Annotated in this window: 17 protein-coding genes and 1 tRNA gene; 12 read left to right on the plus strand and 6 right to left on the minus strand. The window is 47.6% G+C overall.

Going from position 1 to position 19,419, the window contains the following annotated elements:
- Positions 1-350: 350 nt before the first annotated feature.
- Positions 351-426, minus strand: a tRNA-Ala gene (locus tag QYB97_RS18555).
- A gap of 288 nt (positions 427-714) precedes the next feature.
- Between QYB97_RS18555 and QYB97_RS18560 the strand changes: the two genes are divergently transcribed.
- The 12 genes from QYB97_RS18560 (at position 715) to nagE (ending at position 13,432) form a co-directional block, all read left to right on the plus strand.
- Positions 715-1,137, plus strand: coding sequence for a hypothetical protein (locus tag QYB97_RS18560; protein ID WP_301167515.1), 423 nt, complete (start codon positions 715-717; stop codon positions 1,135-1,137).
- Positions 1,138-1,355: 218 nt separating this feature from the next.
- Positions 1,356-1,631, plus strand: coding sequence for a hypothetical protein (locus QYB97_RS18565; protein WP_301167516.1), 276 nt, complete (start codon positions 1,356-1,358; stop codon positions 1,629-1,631).
- Positions 1,632-1,644: 13 nt separating this feature from the next.
- Complete coding sequence (locus QYB97_RS18570) at positions 1,645-1,983, plus strand: spore coat protein (RefSeq protein WP_301167517.1); 339 nt, start codon at positions 1,645-1,647, stop codon at positions 1,981-1,983.
- A 255-nt stretch (positions 1,984-2,238) separates the two neighbouring features.
- Complete coding sequence (locus QYB97_RS18575; protein ID WP_301167621.1) at positions 2,239-4,272, plus strand: glycoside hydrolase family 3 protein; 2,034 nt, start codon at positions 2,239-2,241, stop codon at positions 4,270-4,272.
- A 13-nt stretch (positions 4,273-4,285) separates the two neighbouring features.
- Positions 4,286-5,545, plus strand: a complete 1,260-nt coding sequence (locus tag QYB97_RS18580; protein WP_301167518.1) for an exo-beta-N-acetylmuramidase NamZ family protein — start codon at positions 4,286-4,288, stop codon at positions 5,543-5,545.
- A gap of 108 nt (positions 5,546-5,653) precedes the next feature.
- Complete coding sequence (gene nagA, locus QYB97_RS18585; protein ID WP_301167519.1) at positions 5,654-6,838, plus strand: N-acetylglucosamine-6-phosphate deacetylase; 1,185 nt, start codon at positions 5,654-5,656, stop codon at positions 6,836-6,838.
- 1 nt (position 6,839) lies between these two features.
- Positions 6,840-7,580, plus strand: coding sequence for a glucosamine-6-phosphate deaminase (gene nagB / locus QYB97_RS18590; protein ID WP_301167520.1), 741 nt, complete (start codon positions 6,840-6,842; stop codon positions 7,578-7,580).
- A gap of 8 nt (positions 7,581-7,588) precedes the next feature.
- Positions 7,589-8,311, plus strand: coding sequence for a GntR family transcriptional regulator (locus QYB97_RS18595; RefSeq protein ID WP_301167521.1), 723 nt, complete (start codon positions 7,589-7,591; stop codon positions 8,309-8,311).
- Between the two features lie 335 nt (positions 8,312-8,646).
- A complete protein-coding gene (locus tag QYB97_RS18600) occupies positions 8,647-10,014 on the plus strand; it encodes a PTS transporter subunit EIIC (RefSeq protein WP_301167522.1) in 1,368 nt (455 codons plus the stop codon).
- 25 nt (positions 10,015-10,039) lie between these two features.
- Positions 10,040-11,083 carry a DUF871 domain-containing protein gene (locus tag QYB97_RS18605; RefSeq protein WP_301167523.1) on the plus strand — a complete coding sequence of 348 codons (1,044 nt, stop codon included), beginning with the start codon at positions 10,040-10,042 and terminating at the stop codon, positions 11,081-11,083.
- Positions 11,084-11,094: 11 nt separating this feature from the next.
- Positions 11,095-11,997, plus strand: a complete 903-nt coding sequence (gene murQ / locus QYB97_RS18610) for an N-acetylmuramic acid 6-phosphate etherase (RefSeq protein WP_301167524.1) — start codon at positions 11,095-11,097, stop codon at positions 11,995-11,997.
- Between the two features lie 28 nt (positions 11,998-12,025).
- The gene (nagE, locus tag QYB97_RS18615) at positions 12,026-13,432 is read left to right on the plus strand and encodes an N-acetylglucosamine-specific PTS transporter subunit IIBC (RefSeq protein WP_301167525.1); all 1,407 of its coding nucleotides are present in this window, start codon (positions 12,026-12,028) and stop codon (positions 13,430-13,432) included.
- A 282-nt stretch (positions 13,433-13,714) separates the two neighbouring features.
- Here nagE and QYB97_RS18620 read toward each other — a convergent pair whose 3' ends face one another.
- From QYB97_RS18620 to QYB97_RS18640, 5 genes are all read right to left on the minus strand, one after another.
- Positions 13,715-13,870: a YjcZ family sporulation protein gene (locus QYB97_RS18620; RefSeq protein WP_301167526.1), complete on the minus strand. Its 156-nt coding sequence runs from the start codon at positions 13,868-13,870 to the stop codon at positions 13,715-13,717.
- 120 nt (positions 13,871-13,990) lie between these two features.
- Positions 13,991-15,406 (minus strand): sodium:solute symporter family protein, encoded by a 1,416-nt coding sequence (locus QYB97_RS18625; RefSeq protein ID WP_301167527.1) that lies wholly within the window; start codon positions 15,404-15,406, stop codon positions 13,991-13,993.
- Positions 15,407-15,439: 33 nt separating this feature from the next.
- Positions 15,440-16,408 (minus strand): agmatinase, encoded by a 969-nt coding sequence (gene speB, locus QYB97_RS18630; protein WP_301167528.1) that lies wholly within the window; start codon positions 16,406-16,408, stop codon positions 15,440-15,442.
- Between the two features lie 15 nt (positions 16,409-16,423).
- Positions 16,424-17,758: an aspartate aminotransferase family protein gene (locus QYB97_RS18635; RefSeq protein WP_301167529.1), complete on the minus strand. Its 1,335-nt coding sequence runs from the start codon at positions 17,756-17,758 to the stop codon at positions 16,424-16,426.
- Between the two features lie 83 nt (positions 17,759-17,841).
- The gene (locus QYB97_RS18640) at positions 17,842-19,215 is read right to left on the minus strand and encodes a sigma-54 interaction domain-containing protein (RefSeq protein WP_301167530.1); all 1,374 of its coding nucleotides are present in this window, start codon (positions 19,213-19,215) and stop codon (positions 17,842-17,844) included.
- Positions 19,216-19,419: the final 204 nt, after the last annotated feature.

A 19,419-nucleotide genomic window follows, 5' to 3' on the forward strand; every position in this document is an offset into this window, starting at 1 on the left:
TTTTTATTATGGTTTGGTATATTTCTAAGTACGAATAAAGGTAACAAATCCTGCAGAGTTATTACAAAATACATGCAGCATCCGGGCTGGAAGTATAAAGACCAGCTTGGTTCAAAAGAATAATCAGCCATCTACCGTTTCCACTGTACAATACACAAAGCGCTTTTTCGTCTGGACAATTCCTGAATAAAACCAGCTTAAACTAAACATTAATAGAGTGCTCCTAAAGATGATGTGTAATATTCCATTAGATGATGTTAAACAAGGTAAGTGTTAATTTTTTAAATAGAAGGATTTAATATAAAATAAAAAACCATCTTGCTGGGGCAAGATGGTTGAAGTTATGTATTTGGTGGAGACTAGCGGGATCGAACCGCTGACCTTTTGGCTGCCAGCCAAACGCTCTCCCAGCTGAGCTAAGCCCCCACGATTTTACTGTCATATCAACGTTTTCCGCTCATCGACAAGATTAATAATACCATTAGGAGTTGCTTACTGCAAGTATTTTTTGAAAAAACTTACGCAGTTTTTCATTTCATTGCCACTATTTTCGCAGCTAGTCTTAACCTCCGATTCTTCTTGTTTTTGACTTAAAGATTGTTCCTTTTAATACAAAAAAGCGCGATTTTACTAGGAGACATTCTTAACGTTTCTATTGAATAAGAGGCGCACCCTGCTAGTTTTTAATCATAGTACAATTCAGGGGGTGATAGAATGTCTTTACGCCGAAGAGCAGGAAAAGCTAGAAAGCCGGTTAATGTTATTAATTTTGGAGCAGCAGGTAAGAGAGATTCTAATGCAAGGAACAGAGTAGCACCGCAGAACCAAATTTCAAATGTCTCGAGAAAACTTCCTCTTAGTATTGATGTTAACTGGATTGTTGATGCCAGCGATAGTTTTATTCCAACCAGCTGGGATATAGCAGCACTAACAGGTATTACTGCTTATCGTTTAATTAGTAATCCATTCGACTCTATCTATGCATATCGCTTAGAGTTCATAAATACGAAGAATTATGATTATTATTTCCGAGACGCATCTGGAGATGTATATGAAGTAAATACTTTTCGTAATGGTACACATTATGTTGAGTATAATTCTTCTGCGCCAAATATTATTCATATCTACGGTAGTTAGTCTAAAAAAGTTATAGAAAAGACCTGGTTTGGGATTCCTTCATCCCTTGCTGGGCTTTTTTGTATTTGTTCGCAGTCATTTGGGAGACTCCTCAACATCAACGGCCCTATCTCTCATCTTTATCAATTATACCCCCTAAAATTTCCAATATCCAAGCATACTTTTTTGTAAAGTTGGAAAGCTAACATGGTAAATCAAGGAATAAAGGAGGAGTTACCATGCAACAACAGCAACCATCAAACCAGGGTCAAAACCAGCAGCAGCCCACTTATCAGCAGCCGCCAAACGTTATCACAGGAAAAGACTTTAACTATCTGACTGACATGCTTTCCTGGAATTTGCTTGGATTCAAAAAGTCTCATTTTGCCGCAAGCCAGTGCCAGGATCAAGAGGTAAGTGCAGCGCTTGAGAAGGCGTGTCACATGCACGAAAAGCATTACCAGCAGCTTCTGCAAAAACTTCAGTCCGGCGGCAGCCAGCAAATGAACCAATAGGAGGGGAGAACCCATGAACAACAACCAAAACAAAATTCAAAATCCGGAATCACAGGTTCCTAAAAACGCACAGATGAACGATCGCGATTTTCTAAATGATATCCTATCGTACGAGAAGTACATGACCGCTTCCTATTCCACTGCGATGAATGAAGCCAGTCATGATGCGCTTTATCAGGAAATCCACTCAATTTTTGATGAGACGAAAAACGTTCAGCGTGAACTGTACACGCTCATGTTCCAAAAGGGCTGGTACTCACTGTCACCGGAGCAGCCGCAAAAGATGCAGCAGGCCGCTCAGCAGTTTACAGGGTATATGTCCCAGTTTCCGCATAATCCGCCAATGCAATAAGGCCAACAAGCCATGGAGGTTTCCATGGCTTGTTTTTTTGCGGGAAGATTTTACCATGAAATTCGACATATATGAAAACTGGTATAGACAACTAGAACTATAGTGAGAAATTCTTACTGGGTCTATTGCTCCGTTTTTTTCCATTTCGAAAGGATACGACAAATTCCTCCAGAATGAGGTTAACGTTCCAATAAATTCTAAAGGAGGATTTTTGTGAAAAAGAAAAAAAGTCTAGTGCTTTATGCCCTGATCTGTATGCTCGCGGTTTCCGCGTTCTTCGGATCTCAAGCCCGTCCTGCCCAGGCAGCATCCAATGAGGTGAAATCGCTGATCATCAGCGGAAACATTCCTCAGGCCCAGCCGCTCGTGCAAGGTAACAAAATCCAGCTTCATGCCCTTCATGTGTATAAAGAGGGGTACTACATGGAAACGAAGGCACGCACTTGGTGGTCTTCCAACAAAAACGTTGCGAACGTGGACCGAAATGGTCTCGTTACGTTGAATGACCATAACGGCAAAACCTTCATCTACACAACGGACGGCAGAACCACTGACCGGATCGCCGTTAAAGTGAAGAATGGCCAAACCACCATTCAAAAGCAAAAAGGCAAGAAGTATGATGTAATTCTTCAAGCCATCAGCAAGATGACGATGGAAGAGAAAGTCGGCCAGCTGTTAATGCCGGACTTCAGAACTTTCAATGGAAAAAACGTGACCGAGCTTACGCCGGAAATCAAAGCACTCGTAAAAAAATACCATCTTGGGGGTGTAATCCTTTTCCGTGAGAATGTCGTAACAACCGATCAGACGACCAAGCTTGTCGCTGATTATCAGGCAGCTGCTGAAAAGCAGGGCTTATTGATCTCCATTGACCAGGAAGGCGGAATTGTCACCCGACTGCAAAGCGGAACCGATTTTCCTGGAAACATGGCGCTTGGTGCGACCCGCTCTGCCGATCTTTCGGAAAAAGTCGGAAAAGCAATCGGTGAGGAATTGAGCGCGCTCGGCATTAACTTTAACCTTGCTCCATCTCTTGATGTGAACATCAACCCGGACAATCCGGTCATTGGCACCCGCTCTTTCGGAGAGGATCCAAAACTTGTATCTGAACTCGGTATCGCATACATCAAAGGTCTTCAATCCACAAACACCGCCGGCTCAGCCAAACATTTCCCGGGTCATGGGGATACCGCTGTAGACTCTCACCTTGGATTACCGGAAGTACCGTACGATCTTGACCGCTTGAAGAAAGTGGAGCTTTATCCGTTCCAGCAAGCAATGAACGCAGGGATTGATGCCATAATGACGGCTCACGTCACGTTCCCGAAAATTGAGCCAGGAACCGCCATCTCTAAAAAAGACGGAAGTGTGATTTCTATTCCAGCCACTCTTTCTCATAAAGTACTGACCGAATTGATGAGAGACGACATGGGCTTTAAAGGAGTCATTACCACAGATGCGTTAAACATGCAGGCAATTGCCGATCACTTCGGTCCAGTCGATGCGGCTATCCGTGCAGTTAATGCCGGAAGTGACATTGTCCTCATGCCAGCCAATCTTGAAGCTGCAGTTAATGGACTTTACGATGCGGTAAACAAAGGGGAAATCACCCAGGAACGCTTGAAACAGTCGGTTGAGCGTTTGTTGACCTTGAAAGTGAAACGCTCCGTCTTCAAGCAGGAACGTCCTCAGGATATTGGCCAACTGATCGAAAATGCTGAAAAAGTCGTTGGCTCTGCCGAACATAAAGCGCTTGAAAAAGAAGCGGCCAACAAATCCATCACACTCGTGAAAAATGACGGAAATGCACTTCCGCTTGCAAAAGAAGATAATGGCCAAGTCGTGGTCATCGGCAATACATACGTGGAAGATCTGGCTGCCCAGGTTAAACGCGTGTATCCAAACAGTGTGATGATTAAATCTGCAGGACCGGCCCTGACCTCTGCACAGCTTCAGCTTGTGAAGAATGCAAAAGCGGTCATTGTTGGCACGTACACATCAACGGTATCAGCCCGTTCTCCGGAAAGTGCGCAAATGAAGCTTGTGAATCAAGTGATCAATGAAAGCACAGCGCCTGTTATCGGAATAGGAACCCGTAACCCGTATGACATTATGGCTTATCCGAATGTAGATGCCTACCTTGCACAATACAACTTCAAAACGGCCAGCTTTGCTGCAAGCGTGGATACCATCTTTGGATTGAACCAGCCGACAGGAAAGCTTCCGGTAACGATTTATGACAGCAACAAAGAGGTGCTCTACCCATTTGGACACGGATTATCTTATTAAGGGGTGAACTGCGATGAAAAAGTGGTTAAGTGCAGGGTTATTGTTTGTACTGGTTATTTCGTTGCTGTCGTCCGCGATGGCAAAGAATGATACACAGCAGAAAAATGCACCGCAGAATTTTAAAACTGGGGTGGATGTGCTGCTGGAAGGTAAAACCGATATTTTAAAAGGGAAGCGGGTCGGACTGATTACGAATCCGACCGGTGTGGACGGCAAGCTGAACAGCATCGTGGATGCGATGTACAAAAGCAAGGATTTTGAACTGAAAGCACTTTACGGACCCGAGCATGGGGTACGCGGAAGTGAGCAGGCCGGCTCTTATGTAGATTTTTATATCGACAAGAAGACCGGGCTTCCTGTTTACAGCCTTTACGGTAAAACAAAAAAGCCGACTCCTGAAATGCTGAAGGACATTGATGTGCTTGTGTTTGACATTCAGGATGTGGGTACCCGCTTCTATACGTACATTTATACGATGGCATATGCAATGGAAGCAGCAAAGGAAAACAACATTGAATTTGTCGTGCTTGACCGTCCGAATCCGCTTGGGGGCGAAAAGGTGGAAGGGCCGATTCTCGAGCCGAAATACGCCACCTTTGTCGGACTTTACCCGATTCCGCTTCGCCACGGGATGACAGTAGGCGAGCTTGCAAAGCTGTTTAACAAGGAATTTAAAATTAAGGCAGATTTAAAAGTGGTAAAAATGAAAGGCTGGCACCGCTGGAAGACATACAATGAAACACCGCTGCAATGGGTGCTGCCATCACCAAATATGCCGACCGTGGATACAGCATTTGTTTATCCGGGAGCCGGTTTGATTGAAGGAACAAACGTATCGGAAGGAAGAGGAACGACTCGTCCGTTTGAAACCATCGGTGCACCGTTTATTGACGGCGACGATTTGGCAAAAGCGCTGAATGATTTGGAATTGCCGGGTGTGATTTTCCGCTCCAACTCGTTTACTCCGACGTTTTCCAAGTTTGCCAATAAGCTGTGCAATGGCGTGCAGATTCATGTGACCAATTATAATTCCTATAACTCTGTGGATACAGGGCTGGCTATCGTCAAAACCATTCATGACATGTATCCGAACGACTTTCAATTCAGAGCAGAGGACAGCCAGGGCATTTCCTATTTTGACAACCTGATCGGAAACGGCTGGGTTCGTGAAGAAATTGAAAAAGGAACTCCGCTTGTAAAAATCAAGGCAAAGTGGAAGGCTGAGCTTGAGCTGTTTAAAAAGGTTAGAAAGAACTATCTTCTCTACAAATAAGGAATTTTGTACCGGTTTGGAAATTGTTAAAATAGTTCGACTGGTATAGACAACTAGTTATAAGCGTGGTACCCTGTGCATAGAGATAATAAGGATGGTGAGTGGAGAATGAAACCATTATTGATTCATGGAGGAACCATTTTTACAGAAAAAGGTCCTATGAAAAATGGGTACCTCGTCATGGAAGATCAAGAGATCAAAGAGGTTGGTGAAGGAGTGGATGCCCTTCAATTGGAAGAGTATGAGGTTCTAACACTTTCAAAGAGCGACACCATTGTTCCGGGCATGATTGACCTGCACATTCACGGCGCGGCGGGGGCCGATGTGATGGACGGGACGATGGACGCGCTGAAAACGATGGCGGAGATCCTTCCTGAGGAAGGGACGACGAGCTTTCTGGCGACCACAATGACACAAGGCGTTGCTGAGATTGAAAGCGCTTTACAAATGGTTAACACCTATATGAAAGACAGCAATCCTCCCGGTGAGGCTGAGATTCTCGGCCTTCATCTCGAAGGGCCATTCATCTCGCCAAAACGGGCAGGGGCACAGCCGGTCGACCATATCAGGAATCCGGATGTGAAGCAGTTTCAGCAATGGCAGGAGCTGTCGGGCAACCATATTAAGCTGGTTACCCTGGCACCGGAGGAACCGGGCGGCTACGAGCTTTCTTCCTATTTAAAGGAAACAGGAGTCGTGGCATCGATTGGCCATTCGGATGCCGTGTATGAAGAAGTGGTAAGAAGCATTGAATCCGGCGTTACCCACGCCACCCATCTGTACAACGGCATGCGGGGACTTCATCACCGGGAGCCGGGCGTGGCTGGAGGTGTGATGCTGCATGATGAGATCACTACAGAAATCATCGTCGATGGCATTCATTCCCGTCCTGAAATGGTGAAGTTTGCGTACCGGAATAAAGGTGCGGACCGGGTGGTGCTGATTACGGATGCAATGCGGGCAAAGTGCATGGGAAATGGTTCGTATACACTTGGCGGACAGGATGTGACCGTCAACGGAAACGAAGCGACTCTGGCGGATGGCACGCTCGCCGGTAGTATTTTAAAAATGAAAGATGCGGTGCGGAACATGCAGGAGTTTACCAACTGTTCCACTGAAGAGCTGATTCAGATGACCGCGGTCAACCAGGCAAAAGAGCTTGGGGTATATGACCGGAAAGGGAGTCTGTCAGTTGGAAAGGATGCGGATGTAGTTGTGCTGAATGAGGAAAAAGATGTTATCTTCACTTTCTGCCGTGGAAAACTTTCTTATCAGTGGAAGGAGGAGAAGTAACATGAACATAATCGAAGTAGCCAACTACGAGGAAATGAGCAAAGCATCAGCCGATTTCATTTTGAAAAAGATCAAAGAATCAGAGAAAGTGACATTGGGCCTGGCGACAGGCGGTACACCGCTTGGCACTTACCAGGAGCTGGTGAAGGATTACAAGAAAAACGAAACGAGTTACAACCATGTACACACGTACAATCTGGATGAGTATGTCGGGCTGACGCCGGATGATCCGGAAAGCTATCACGCCTATATGTGCGAGCATCTGTTTCACCCGGTGAATATGCCGCTTGAGCAGACGAATATTCCAAACGGAGCCGCACCGGAGCTGCTTCAGGAATGCCTGCGTTATGACATGCTCATTGAAAGCATTGGAGGCGTGGACCTGCAGCTGCTGGGAATCGGAGAGAATGGCCATATCGGATTCAATGAGCCGGGTACCCTGTTTTCCACATCCACACATGTGGTCGATTTAACTCCTTCAACGCTGGAGGCGAATGCAAAGTATTTTAAAGATCCGTCCAAACAGCCGTCACAGGCGATTACGATGGGAATTGCCACCATTCTGCAAAGCAAGGAAATCCTGCTGCTTGCATCCGGAGAAAGAAAGCAGGAGGCATTATTTCACCTCTTGCGGGGGGAAGTAACAGAATCGGTACCGGCATCCGCGTTAAATATGCATAATGCTGTGACAATTATTGCAGATTCGCAAGCGTTGAAATTGGTAAACTCGTTAGGGAAGTGATGAAGAACATGATCGATAAATATTCGCCTCTGCCGATCTACTATCAAATTGAGGAAGCCATCAAGGGACGAATTGAAAAAGGGGAATTGCAGGAAGGGGAAATGATTCCGTCAGAGCGGGAATACGCCGAAACCTACGGCATCAGCCGGATGACGGTCAGGCAGGCCATTACCAATCTCGTGAATGACGGATATCTGACCCGCCGAAAGGGCAAAGGCACGTTCGTAGCCAACCAGAAAATAGAACAAAAGCTTGGCCTGACGAGTTTTACAGAAGACATGAAGGCAAGAGGCCTCAAGCCCTCGACCAAGCTGATCGATTTTCAGGTCAGTGATGCACGTGGAAAGATCGCATCAGGATTGGGCATTCATCCGGGGGATGAAATCTATGAGATTCAAAGAGTGAGGCTGGCCGACAATATTCCGATGGCGCTGGAAACAACGTATCTCGCAGCTGACCTCGTCAAAGGACTGAACCAACGGATCGTACAAGGATCGCTTTATCAGTATGTGGAAGAAGAACTGGGTTTGAGTATCGATTATGCAACACAGGAGCTCGAAGCCTCGGTCGCACGGGAAACCGAGAGCGAAGTGCTACGTATTGCAAAAGGGACTCCGGTACTGCTTATCCGCCGCTACACCTATTTGAAGGACGGTAGACCGCTGGAGCTCGTTCAATCCATTTACAGGGGTGACCGTTACAAATTCATCATCGATATGCAGCGGGGATAGATGCTGACTGGTATGAAATCTCGTTTCGATACTTCATTGCAAGTTGATTGGAGTGTAAGGTGCGAGACTCCTCGAAAATGAAGATCACATTTTCTTCGTGCGATGCATCGCTGCCGAAGTGTTCCTTGTCCTAAGGGAAAAGCGGGACAGATGAGACCAGGTAGGCGCAAGCGCCGGTACGCAGGAGCTTGCGACGAGGAAGTAGGCGTTTACGCCGGTAAGGCTCAGCGCCCGCCCTAGGAAAGCGAGCAGCCTGGAACGGAAATCAACCGCTAAAATCAAAAATGTGCAACAAAGGTTAGGTAATGCTTTTCTTAAAAAGGGGGATAAGTCAAATGAAGAAAGAACAACGAATGGCGCAGGAAATTTCGGAAAAGCTTGGTGGCGCCGATAACATTCACAGCTTAACATACTGTATGACAAGGCTTCGCGTCATGCCAAAGGATGAATCAAAGGTCGACCTGGCCGGAATCAAGAACATTGAAGGGGTCATGGGGGTAGTGGGGGATGAAACCCTTCAGATCATCGTCGGACCCGGAACGGTCAACCGGGTAGCGGATGAGATGACCCGCATCACAGGGCTTACTGCTTCTTCTCTTGATGAAGATGGTGAGGATGATCTTGCCAAAACGACGAAAGATGCCATTAACAAAAAGAATGCTACACCGTTTAAGCTGTTTCTCCGTAAAATTGCCAGTATCTTTATTCCGCTTATTCCGGCCATCGTCGGTTCGGGTCTGATCGCGGGTATTTCCAACGTTCTTCTGCGCAGCGGTGTTCCAAAGGACCTTGCCATCATGCAGATGATCGATATGATCGGGTGGGGGCTCTTTGGTTACCTGGCTATCTTTGTGGGGATTAACACGGCCAAGGAATTTGGAGGCACACCGGCTCTTGGTGGTGTCGCCGGTATTATGCTGATCAACCCTGCACTTGCCAACATCACACTGTTTGGCGAAAAGCTCGTTCCCGGACGGGGCGGTCTGATTGGTGTTATGCTTGCTGCCTTTTTTATTGCTTGGAGCGAAAAACGGATCCGCCGTTTCGTGCCAGCTGCCGTTGATATTATTGTAACTCCTACTCTTGCTTTGCTGGCTACTGGAATCGCGACCATTTTCGTACTTCAGCCGGTTGGAGGATTCCTCTCCGACCTGATTACAAAAGGACTATTAAACATTCTGGATATCGGCGGTATTTTTGCCGGACTTATACTGGCCGGAACTTTCCTGCCGCTTGTTGTAACAGGGCTTCACCAGGGCTTGACCCCTGTTCACATGGAACTGTTAAATACCATCAAATCCGATCCGCTGCTTCCTATTCTTGCGATGGGTGGAGCTGGTCAGGTCGGCGCGGCATTTGCGATTTACTTTAAAACAAAAAATGCAAGACTGAAGCGTGTTATCAAAGGCGGACTGCCGGTTGGTATTCTTGGTATCGGTGAACCGCTGATCTTTGGGGTAACCCTGCCGCTCGGACGTCCGTTCCTGACGGCTTGTCTCGGTGCAGCGGTTGGCGGAGCGTTCCAGGCGTTCTTTAAGGTTGGAACCATCGCCATCGGTGTTTCCGGACTTCCTCTGGCGTTCCTGATTAAAGAAACGAACCAGATTGTGCTGTATATCGCCGGACTATTAATCGCTTATATTTTTGGATTCCTCTTCACATGGCTCTTTGGCTTTAAAGAATCCATGGCGAAGGATATTTAAACTGCTGGAATAGGGAGTGGCATACATGCTAGGCATTTCAGTGTACCTGGGCAACGACCCGGAAAAGAACTCACAGTGGATCGAAAAAGCCGGCTCCTATGGTTTTACTAAAATTTTCACCTCTCTTCATATTCCAGAAGAAGATGCCTCTCTTTTACGGGAGAGGCTCATTCTTTTGGGAAAAGCTGCTGGAAGTGCCGGTATGGAGATCATGGCGGATGCCGGTCCGCGTTCACTCAAAAACCTTGGGATCAGCATAAACAAGGTGAATGAGTTAAGAGATTGGAACATCACCGGTCTCCGTGCGGACTATGGATTTTCCGATGAAGAAATCGTGGGGTTATCGCATGTTTTGAAAGTCGGCCTGAATGCAAGCACCATTGTTGCAGAAATGGTGGACACATGGAAAACTCATGGGCTAAGAAGTGAGAATGTGGAAGCATGGCATAATTTTTATCCCCGGCAAAACACGGGTATCTCTTCTTCCTTTTTAAAGGAGAAAAACCGCTTTTTAAAGGAACAGGGATTTAAAACTGTAGCTTTTGTACCTGGTGACAAAACATTAAGGGGGCCGGTCCATGAAGGGCTTCCAACTCTTGAAAAGCATCGGGGGGAAGATCCGTTTATCTCCGCAGTTGAGCTGAACAGCCTTCTTACCGACCATATTGTCATCGGGGATGTAGAAGCAACTGATTTTGTTTTAAAGCGGTTGTCAGACTGGAAGGACGGGGTGATTGCTCTCAGAACAAGCGGGCTGGATGAAGCATTCATGGCCAAGGTGCACACGAACCGTCAGGATGCGGCAAGGGATGTGATTCGGTCAGTTGAATCACGGTCCTACGCTTCGGCAAACGGGATTAAAGCAGCACCTCAGGTACCACCAGCACCGCGGCCGGCCGGAAGCATTACCATCGATAATGAACAATACGGGCGATACACCGGTGAGCTGCAAATCACGAAGAGAGATTTACCTGCTGATGAACGAGTGAACGTACTCGGCCGTGTGAGGGAAGAGGATCTGAAGCTCCTTGCCCACATCGGCCCCGGACAAAAATTTTTAATGCAGTGAAAGGAACTATCATGAAAATCAACCATTTAGCGACAGAGAAACGCAATCCTAATACACTGGACATTGATGAAGTATCAAGTCTGGAAGTGGTAAGAAAAATTAATAATGAAGACAAGAAGGTTCCGGAGGCCATCGAACACGTGCTGCCGGAAATTGCTTCGGTTGTGGAGCACGTTGTGGCGGCCTTCCGAAAAGGTGGACGTCTTATCTATACAGGAGCAGGAACGAGTGGACGGCTTGGCATTTTGGATGCATCCGAATGTCCGCCAACGTACGGTACACCGCCTGAAATGGTCATCGGCATTATTGCCGGCGGAGATCAGGCCATCCATACCGCGGTAGAAGGTGCGGAAGATGATGCAGAAGCGGGAAAAAACGATCTCAAGCATCTTCAGCTGACAAAGGATGATGTGGTGGTTGCCATTGCCGCGAGCGGAAGGACACCATATGCCATTGGAGCACTGGAATACGCCAATGAGGTAGGCGCGGTCAGCGCTGCCCTGGTTTGCTCACAGGATTCTGAGATGAGCAAGGTGGCGCAGCATACCATCGCCGCTGTTGTCGGTCCAGAAGTGGTCACCGGATCCACCCGGATGAAAGCCGGAACTGCGCAAAAGCTCGTACTGAACATGATCAGCACGGCATCCATGATCGGTATTGGAAAAGTGTACAGCAACCTGATGGTAGATGTTCAGCCTTCCAACAAAAAGCTCATCCAGCGGGCCAGGAACATTGTTGTGGAAGCGACAGGCTGCTCACCGGAGGAGGCGGAGCAGGCTCTCTCCCATCATGACGGCTATGCGAAGGCTGCCATTTTGCAGGTGCTGACCGGTTGTTCACCACAGGAGGCAAAGGATCTTTTGGAAAAACATAAGGGAATGCTGAAACAGGCATTACAGGAAAAGAAAAGCTAAACTTACTTAAAATTAGGGGGGACCTGTTATGTTAGGGTTTTTACAACGAATTGGCCGGGCGCTCATGCTGCCGATCGCCGTACTTCCGGCCGCCGGTCTATTGCTTCGATTAGGTTCAGAGGATATATTCAACATTCCGTTTATGGCTGCTGCAGGGAACGCGGTATTTGCGAACCTGGCGATTATCTTTGCCATCGGGGTTGCGATTGGATTTTCAAAGGATGGAAACGGAGCTGCCGCTTTAGCGGGAGCAATTGGTTACTTTGTCCTGACAAGCGGAACCCAGGCCGTTGATAAAGACATTAACATGGGTGTGCTCGGTGGGATACTTTCCGGGGTTATCGCCGGGCTGCTCTACAATCGGTTTCATAATATAAAGCTCCCGGACTATCTCGGTTTCTTTGCGGGCAGGCGGTTTGTACCGATTGTCACGGCGGGTAGCATGATTATTCTCGCTGGGATATTTGGATATGTATGGCCCCCTGTTCAGGATGTCATCAATGCGGTCGGTGAATGGGTCGTTAACGCAGGTGCATTTGGCGCAGCCGTGTTCGGTTTTCTTAACCGCTTGCTTATCCCGCTTGGACTGCATCACATTCTCAATAACTTCCTTTGGTTTATTTTCGGTGATTTTAAAGGTGCACACGGTGACTTAAGCCGATTCTTTGCCGGAGACCCTTCCGCAGGATTTTATATGTCCGGTTTCTTCCCGGTCATGATGTTCGGATTGCCGGCAGCATGTCTGGCGATGATCATGGCTGCGAAAAAGGAAAAAAGGAAAGTCGTTGCCGGGATGCTCGGCGGGTTGGCGTTTACTTCCTTCCTGACAGGTATTACGGAACCGATTGAATTCTCATTCATGTTCCTTTCACCGCTGCTGTACGGTATTCATGCTTTATTAACGGCTCTCTCCATGGCCATTGCCGTTATGTTTGATATTCATCAGGGCTTTACGTTCTCCGCGGGTGCCCTTGATTTCTTCCTGAATCTGAAAATTGCCCAGAGGCCATGGCTTCTCGTTCCGATTGGGCTCGTCTACGCGGTCATCTATTATGTGGTCTTCTACCTCATGATTGTGAAGCTCAACATTAAGACCCCGGGACGAGAAGATGAGGATGAGAACATTGTAGAAGACGCAAGTGCCGGGGCAACTGATACAGAAGAGGGCAATGATAAGTATGATGGCATTGCCGCCCGTTATTTAGCTGCGCTTGGCGGCACTGACAACATTGATGTGCTGGACAACTGTGTGACACGGCTTCGCCTGAAACTCAATGATGCCGGAAAGGTCAATGAGCCGGATTTGAAAAAAGCAGGCGCCAGGGCGGTGCTCAAATTGAGCTCTACGGACGTCCAGGTTGTGGTTGGTACAGACGTCGAAGCGGTTGCCGAGGCGATGAGAAAGATTGTTTCCAAGGAAAAACGAGTTTCATAACAGCAGAATGATAGCCTCCGGCACTGCCGGGGGCTTTTTGCGTGTGCGGATATGGTGTGGTGCAATGCCGAATTGGGCGGAATTAATAAGAATTGAGCGAAAGCAGCAAGTAATTGAGCATAATTCATCTTAATTGAGCGAAAACCAGTGCTAATTGAGCAAAACTGAACATTCGCACTTCTTTCACGCCGATAGAGAACCTCTTTCCCAAGCATCAAGCCATTCCGCCACAGAAAAAAACCGGCCTTCTCCAAGAGAGAAGACCGGTTTTTTCATCGCTGATTAGTACCAGCCTTTGCCGCCGCCATATCCGTAGCCGTAGCCGTAGCCACCGCATCCGCCATATCCGCCGTAACAAGCGCATCCGATAATAATCAACAGGATGAATAAAACGACAATTAAACTAAAGTTGTTAAAAATTCCATGACCACCAGACATATTGTTCACTCCCGGATTATTGTATTTAAGAGGCTTTCCCTCTTCCTCCATACATCATATGAATTCAGGCGGGCTATGAAACCGGGGCATGTGCGGAATTTTGGCGGCCATGCCTTTGGATCAGCCTTGCTTCGTATCGCTGAGAGAGGTGACAAGCGATTCTTTGTTGCGGTAGTTAGTGATCAGTGAGATGCCGATTAGTACAACAAAACCGGTCGCAATTCCATACATGATCGGATTGGTCGACGTGATGCCTTCAATAAGCAATCCGCCGATGACAACGATTGTGCTTGCGAGGATGGAGTAAAAGCCGGCATTCGGTGTGGCTTTTTTCCAAAAGAACATCAATAGCACCGGAACGAAAATGGCGCCGGAAAGGATGGCGTAAGCCACATCGAGCGCAACCAGCACATCCTGAATCCAGACGGCAAAGCTGATCGCAAGCATACCGACACATAGCGTGGTGACACGGGACAGAACAAGCATCTTTTTATCGCTGATATCTTTCATAAAATACTGACGCATAATATCGTTTGTGATCAGGGTCGAAGAAGCCAAAAGCGTTCCCGAAGCAGTGGACATCAACGCTGATATGACGCTCGCCAGCACCAGGCCAAGAATACCGGTTGGCAGAATGTTCAATGCCAGTGTTGCAAATGTGTTTTGGGTATTCCCGAGATTGGGCAGGATCACGAATGCGCACATTCCGATGATACTTCCAGCAAGCGCATAAGCGATGGAATAAATGCCTGCATAAAGCGAACCTTTCCTGGCAATGGATGGTGATTTGGCGGTGAACACGCGCTGCCAGATATCCTGAGAGACGACCATTCCCAGCGTATACAGGAGAAAGTATTGAAAAATTTGCGTATAGCCGATGGATGTTAAGCTGAGATGAGATTCAGGCAATTTGGAGAGCAGGCTTCCGATTCCATCTGCCTTGGCAATGCTCATTGGCAGCATAATCGCGAAAATACCGACAGTCATGACGACAAATTGAATGATATCCGTCACCGTAACGCTCCACATACCGCCAAGGATGGTATAAAAAAGAACGATGCCGCCGCCGACAAACATGGACGTCGTCAAATTCCAGCCGAGCAGCACATTGATGATGGTGCCCATGCCGATGACTTGAGTTACGGCCACCATAAGTGTGTATATCGAAGCAACGATGGCGGTGATCAGCCGGGCTTCAGATTTGTACTTTTTGCCGAGCAGCTCACTGATGGTTGTCACCTTGTACTTGGCAATTTTTTTGATAAAAAAGGTCCCCAGAACGATGATTCCAAGCCCGATCATGGAGACAAACCAAATGCCGGAAAGCCCGAACTCATAGCCAAGCTTCGCTGTGCCTATGGTTGACGCTCCTCCCAAAATAACGGCGGACAGACAGCCAAGGTACATGAAAAGCCCAAGGTTTCTTCCGGCAAGGGCAAAATCCTCGGTTGTTTTTGCTTTCTTGGAACCGATAATGCCTACCCCAATCAGAACTGCAAAATAAAGAAAAATGATAACCGTGTCCAGCGTACCCATATCAAAACCCTCCCTTTATTCATTTATGAATAATTAAAGCTGTGATTGTTCAATGGCAGAATGTGTTCTTGCTTTCTTTAAAGCTACAAGGGTAATCATTTCAAACATGACCGAGCTTGCCAGCATGGCGGTAATCTCACCGCTGTCATAAGTGGGGAGAACTTCCACAAGATCAAAGCCCACAACATTAAGCCCGTCCAGGTTTCTGACCAGCTCCAGAGCTTCATGGCTCGTTGGTCCTGCGGCTTCAGGTGTACCGGTGCCGGGTGCATAGGCGGGGTCCACAAAATCAATATCAAAGGAAACGAAGACAGGCTTGTCCCCAGCGCGCTCATGGATTTTTTGTACGACTTTTTCATAGCCAAGCTTCCGAACGTCACGCATGGTAAGTACCTCAAAACCGAGGTCACGGGCATCCTGGATGTCCTCTTTGCCGTAAAGCGGTCCGCGCATACCGATCTGGATGGAATGCTCCGTGTCAATCAGCCCCTCTTCAACTGCCCGGCGAAACGGCGTGCCATGCGTATATTTTTCACCAAAGTAGTGGTCCCACGTATCGCTGTGTGAATCAAAGTGAACGAGGGAAACCGGTCCGTATTCCTTGGCAAACGCTCTAAGGTTTCCGAGTGAAATGGAGTGGTCGCCTCCCATGATCACAGGAATGATCCCGGATGACAGAAGAGGCTGCAGAAACTCTTCCATATGACTGTAAGTACGATGAATGTTGCCGGGCACGACATCCACATCCCCATAATCGATGCCGCTGCAGTAATCAAAAATGTTGATTTCCTGATCGGGATTATAGGGGCGGAGGAGGGAAGAGAAGTTCCGGATGTGCTGCGGACCGAGCCGCTGGCCGGTCCGATTGGAGGCGCCCGTATCAAACGGCACCCCTGCTACAGCGAAATCTACGTTTTCTGTCGTTTGGATGTGTTCCAGCCTCATGAACGTTTTCACACCGCAAAAGCGGGGAGAAGCGGATGAATCTTTTGGTTTGTACATTATATTTACTCCTTTCTATACATTTTGCAGTTTAACGGTTGGCAGAATCTCTGCTTCATACTCTGTGATGGAAGCCTCAAGCAATGCAAGCCCTTCATCGATCTGTTCTTTGCTTACGGTGAGAGGAGGAATCATACGGATTACTTCGCCTTCGTTTCCGCACAGATAGAAAAGCACTCCTTTTTCGAGGCTCTTATTCAGGATGTTAATGACGCCTTCTCCGTTAGGCTCGCCTGTTGCCGGGTCCACAACTTCAATTCCGATCATCAGCCCGATCGAACGGATACTGCCAATTGTGGCGTGCCGCTCCTTCATTTCCAGCAGGCGGCTTGCCGCATAGGTGCCCATCGCTTTGGCGTTTTCCACGAGCTTTTCTTCCTTTAACACTTCAAGGGTCGCAAGTCCTGCAGCACAGGCAATCGGGTTGCCGCCAAACGTTGTGCCATGGCTGCCGAGCGGCCACTGCTTCATCAGCTCTTTTGATGCTACTGTTGCGCTCAGCGGAAGACCCGAGGCAATTCCTTTGGCAATCGCCATGATATCAGGAGTGACGCCGAAGGCCTGGGCAGCAAACCATTCTCCTGTCCGTCCAAAGCCGGTCTGCACTTCGTCGAAAATGAGCAGAATGCCATGTTCATTGCACATTTCACGCATTTTCTTCAGCCACTGTGCAGGAGGAACAATATAACCTCCCTCACCAAGCACCGGTTCAACAATCATGCATGCCACTTCTTCAGGGGTTACCTGATGCTTAAACAGGGAATTCAGATCTTTTTCAAGCTTGCTTGCGGCATATTCACCAGGATCAGCGCCTTCAGGGCACCCTTCAACCGAGGCATACGGCACCTGGTAGGTCAAACCATTCGGCTGCAAAAATTTTCTGTATTTCGCCTTAGAAGTGGTGACACTCAGCGCGCCGAGGCTGCGCCCGTGAAAACAGCCGGTAAAAGAAACAACATATGGCCGGCGGGTCACATGCTTGGCAAGCTTGATCGCTCCTTCAATCGCTTCCGTTCCGCTGTTGGCGAAAAAGAAGCAGTCGAGCCCTTTCGGTAAAATGGTTGTGAGCTCCTTGGCGAGCTTCAGGATCGATTCATACATAATGACACCGGAAGGGCCGTGCATGAGTTCGTCGGCCCCTTTTTTAATGGCATCCACCACTTTGGGGTGCCGGTGCCCTGTGTTCGCTGTGGCAATGCCCGATGTGAAATCCAAATACGTTTTACCGTCCAATCCATAATAGTAGCAGCCTTCTTCTTTTACGACAGGAAGGTTTGGATGGTCCTTCGCCATCGTCGGCGCCAGCAGATCGGACAATTCGTTCATCAATTCATTGAGTTGGTTTGGCACAAAACGTACCTCCTTATGAGATTGTTCTTAAGAGGATTCTTGCAATCTTGTTTTTTTATCTTGCAAGTTTTGTGCCAACTTCCTCAGGAAATGCCATATTTCTGCATTTTTCGGACAACCGATGGCTGGCTGATGCCGAGTGCATGGGCCATTTGGGTGGTCGTTTTGTGCTCATTTCTGGCTTCCTGAAGCATCTGTATTTCCACATTCTCTAAAACTTCTTTTAACGGTCTCGAAAGGGGAGCGGGGGAAACAGGGGAGGGATAGGTCTTTTTGAGGTAGTCAGGGAGATGTTCAGTTGTGATGAGTGAAGAGGGAGAGATAACCACAAGGCGTTCCATCAGGTTAAGAAGTTCGCGTACGTTGCCTTTCCAGTCGTATTGAAGCAGGTGATGAATTACGGCTTCATCCAGCCGCTTTTCTCGTTTGTATTTCTCCTGCAGCATCTCCAGGATGTAGTGAATCAAGGGGATAATATCCTCCGTTCTTTTGCGTAATGGCGGAATGATTAACGGAACGACATTGAGCCGGAAATATAGATCCTCCCGGAAGGTTTTTTCCACAATGGCTTTTTCCAGATCCTTATTGGTTGCAGAAATCAGCCGGAAATCGACAGTGATCGGCTTTGTCCCTCCGACTCTATAAAACTTCTTTTCCTGAATGCATTTCAACACCTTTACCTGGTGGGCAAGGGGCAGTTCCCCGATCTCATCGAGAAAAAGGGTGCCGCCATCCGCCAATTCAGCAAGACCGAGCTTTCCTTTGCGGCTGGCACCGGTAAACGCTCCGGCTTCATAGCCGAAAAACTCTGCTTCAAACAGAGACTCCGGAATCGCTCCGCAATTGACTTCTATAAAAGGACCTTTGCTTCTTGGGCTTTTGTTATGAATGAATCGAGCAATGAGTGATTTGCCGACGCCCGATTCACCGAGAAGGAGAACATTCACGTCCACGTCTGCCACCTGCAGCGAAGTGGTCAAGACATTTTTCATTCCCGCACTGTTGGCAATGATTCCGCTGTCATAAGGCTGGCGGCTGCGCAGTAGGTCAAGTTCGCTTTTGACACGCTCCATTTCGCCCTCCATGGTTTGCAGGAACTTCCGAAGCTCCAACAGCTCTGTCACGTCATGCGAGTAACTTACTACCCGGAAGATCTCCCCGTTCTCATTCAAGACAGGTATTCCAGTAACAAGCAGCTTTTTACCTTTATGGGTCGTTTGAACAAACGTAATCTTTTTCTTCTCTTTTAAAACCATGGGCGTGGCGATCGGCGCAAACATTCCTTCTGCCGCAAGCTGATAAACAGATTTACCGAGCAGGCTTTCGGAGGTAACGCCATAAATTCTGCCTGTAGCCTCACTGACCTTCAATATGGTGCCATCCACATTGGTGACCAAAATATCATCCTGCAGGGAATGGAGTATTGCTTCGTTTTCATTCCATGAGTTAAGACTCATGATAACCAACTCCTGTTATTCATTTTTGAATAATTATTCATTTCTGAATATTATATACGAAGGAAAATAGCTTGCCAACCACTGATTTTCTAAGGTGTATAGGCAATAATCTCCTTTTGGCACATAGAATAAAAAATATCAAGCAAAGAAACGGTCGTAAATGAGAGGATATCATTCCAATACATTCAAAAATTTACTAAAATT

The sequence above is a fragment of the Fictibacillus fluitans genome (genome assembly GCF_030418125.1).
Lineage (GTDB): Bacteria > Bacillota > Bacilli > Bacillales > Fictibacillaceae > Fictibacillus_C > Fictibacillus_C fluitans.